This is a genomic window from Bisbaumannia pacifica (assembly GCF_007989625.1).
In the GTDB taxonomy this organism is placed as follows: domain Bacteria; phylum Pseudomonadota; class Gammaproteobacteria; order Pseudomonadales; family Halomonadaceae; genus Bisbaumannia; species Bisbaumannia pacifica.
Window position 1 is genome coordinate 1 of record NZ_BJUK01000091.1, and the last position, 2,420, is coordinate 2,420.

Consider the following 2,420-nt stretch of genomic DNA (forward strand, 5'->3'; position numbering starts at 1 on the left):
CGCCCATTTTTACGTCAAGGGCGCCGATGTCGGCGCCCCTTCGGGAGAGAGACCATGCAACCCCTCAAGGGTGTGACTGTAATTGACCTATCGCGCTTCCTGGCCGGCCCCTACTGCACCGCCATGCTGGCCGACCTGGGCGCCGAGGTGATCAAGATCGAAACGCCTCAGGGTGACGACAGCCGCCAGGTTGGGCCCTTTATCGATGGAGAGAGCGTCTACTTCTCGCTACTCAACCGCGGCAAGTACAGCCTGACCCTGGATCTCAAGAGTGACGAAGGTAGGGAGCGCTTCCATGCTCTGTGCGCGACCGCCGATGTGCTGGTGGAGAATTTCCGCCCCGGCGTGGCACAACGGCTGGGTATCGACGAGGCGAGCCTGAAGGCGATCAACCCCGGCCTCATCTACTGTTCGATTTCCGGCTTCGGCCAGCAGGGGCCGCTGAGCGCCAAGCCGGCCTACGACATCATCGCCCAGGCGCTCTCCGGGATCATGTCGGTCACCGGCGAGGAGGGAGGCGCGCCGACCCGGGTCGGGGAGTCCCTGGGGGATATCTGTGCCGGCCTCTTCGCCAGTTGGTCGATCTGTGCGGCGCTGTTTGGTCGTGAGCGCGACCCGGAGCGTCAAGGGAGCAGCCTGGATGTCTCGATGCTCGACTGCCTCTTCTCCATGCAGGTCACCAACCTCTCCCAGTTTCTGGCCAGTGGCGCGGCGCCGGGCCCGGTGGGTAACCGCCATCCGTTGTCGGCGCCCTTCGATAGCTTCCGGGCCAAGGATGGGCAGGTGATCATCGCCGTGGCCAATAACGCCCTCTTCGCCAAGCTGGCGAACTGCATGGGCGAGCCAGAGCTGGCGGAAGACGAGGCCTTCCTCAGCGACGAGCGGCGCAACGCCAACCAGGCGGCCCTCAAGGCGCGTATCGAGGCCTGGGCCGGGCAGCACAGCGTCGAGGAGGTCTGTGCCCGTCTCGATGCGGCCGGCGTGCCCGCCTCGCCGATCTGGGATATCGCTCAGGCCGCCACTTCCCCCCATGCCGCCGAACGGCAGCTACTGCCACGCATCGGTGACCGGTCGGGCTCGCCCCAGCCGGTGTTCTTCAACGGCCATAAGGCGTACAGCCAGCGTCCCGCCCCCGCCCTAGGCCAGCACAATGATCTATTCGATGAGGTGACCTGCCATGAACTTTGAACTGACCGCCGATGCCATTGCCTTTCAGGATGCCGCCCATCGCGTGTCTGCCGAGGTGCTCAAGGCCAACGCCAAGCGTTACGACGAAACCGGCGACTTCTGTCGCGAGAGCCTCGACGCCTTGGGGGAGTTGGGCTTCTGGGGCATGAATCTACCCGAGGCCTATGGTGGCTTCGACCCGGGCAGTATCGCCATGTCCCTGGCGGTGGAGGAGGTGGCCTATCACTGTGCCGCCACCTGTTCCTCGCTGACCGCCCACTTCCTGGCCACCGACTCGGTGCTGCTGGGTGGCACCGAACAGCAGAAGCAGGAACTGTTGCCACTGTGTGCCAGCGGGCAAAAGCTCGGCGCCTTCGCCCTGACCGAGCCCGGGGCCGGCTCCAATCCGGCCGAGATGCGTACCAAGGCGGTGCGACGCGAAGGGGGCTGGCATCTCACCGGCACCAAACACTACATCACCAACGGTGCCTATGCCGATTTCCTGGTGGTCTATGCCAAGACCGACGAGAGTCAGGGCCACAAGGGCATCTCGGCCTTCCTGGTGGATCGCCATACCCCCGGCATCCAGTTCTCGAGTCCCGAGAAGACCCTGGGACTGCGTGGCAGCCATATCTATGAGATCAGCTTCGATTGCCAACTCTCCGAAGCCTCGCTGCTGGGCGACGAGGGGCAAGGTTTCGCCACCGCCATGGCGGTACTGGATCGCGGGCGGGTCGAGGTGGCGGCCATGAGTGTGGGTATCGCCCGGGCCGCCTATGACGACTCCCTGGCCTGGGCCCAAGAGCGGGTGGTGGCCGGCAAGCCGCTGTGCCGGCACCAGGGCATTCAGTGGATGCTGGCCGAGATGCACACCCAGCTGGAGGCGGCCAAGCTGGTCACCTACCAGGCGGCGGCGGCCCGGGACTCCGGTGGTCGCTTCAGCCTGGAGTCGGCGGTGGCCAAGCTGTTCGCCTCCGAGGCGGCGGCCAAGATCACCGATAGCGCGGTGCAGGTGCATGGTGGCTACGGCTACATCTGTGACCTGCCCATCGAGCGTTACTACCGGGATGCACGCATCACACGAATCTTCGAGGGTACCTCGGAGATCCAGAAGATCATTATCGGCCGAGCCATTACCGCCTGAGCCCGTTTGCCACAGGAGTCGAACGATGAAAATCCTCGTCGCGGTCAAACGCGTCATCGACTACAACGTCAAGATCCGCGTCAAGGCGGATCACTCCGACGTCGACCTC

The 2,420-nt window shown here is 64.7% G+C and carries 2 protein-coding genes and 1 pseudogene; all 3 read left to right on the top strand.

Annotated elements, in window-relative coordinates:
* Positions 1-54 precede the first annotated feature (54 nt).
* A complete protein-coding gene (locus tag HPA02_RS17990) occupies positions 55-1,188 on the top strand; it encodes a CaiB/BaiF CoA transferase family protein (protein WP_146804580.1) in 1,134 nt (377 codons plus the stop codon).
* The gene (locus tag HPA02_RS17995; RefSeq protein WP_146804581.1) at positions 1,178-2,311 is read left to right on the top strand and encodes an acyl-CoA dehydrogenase family protein; all 1,134 of its coding nucleotides are present in this window, start codon (positions 1,178-1,180) and stop codon (positions 2,309-2,311) included. The genes HPA02_RS17990 and HPA02_RS17995 overlap by 11 nt, the downstream gene beginning before the upstream one ends.
* 25 nt (positions 2,312-2,336) lie before the next feature.
* A pseudogene (locus HPA02_RS18510) lies at positions 2,337-2,420 on the top strand (electron transfer flavoprotein subunit beta/FixA family protein); the annotation flags it as partial.

Coding starts and splice junctions, on each gene's coding strand:
- HPA02_RS17990 (WP_146804580.1), top strand. CDS start 55: ATGCAACCCCTCAAGGGTGTGACTGTAATTGACCTATCGCGCTTCCTG.
- HPA02_RS17995 (WP_146804581.1), top strand. CDS start 1,178: ATGAACTTTGAACTGACCGCCGATGCCATTGCCTTTCAGGATGCCGCC.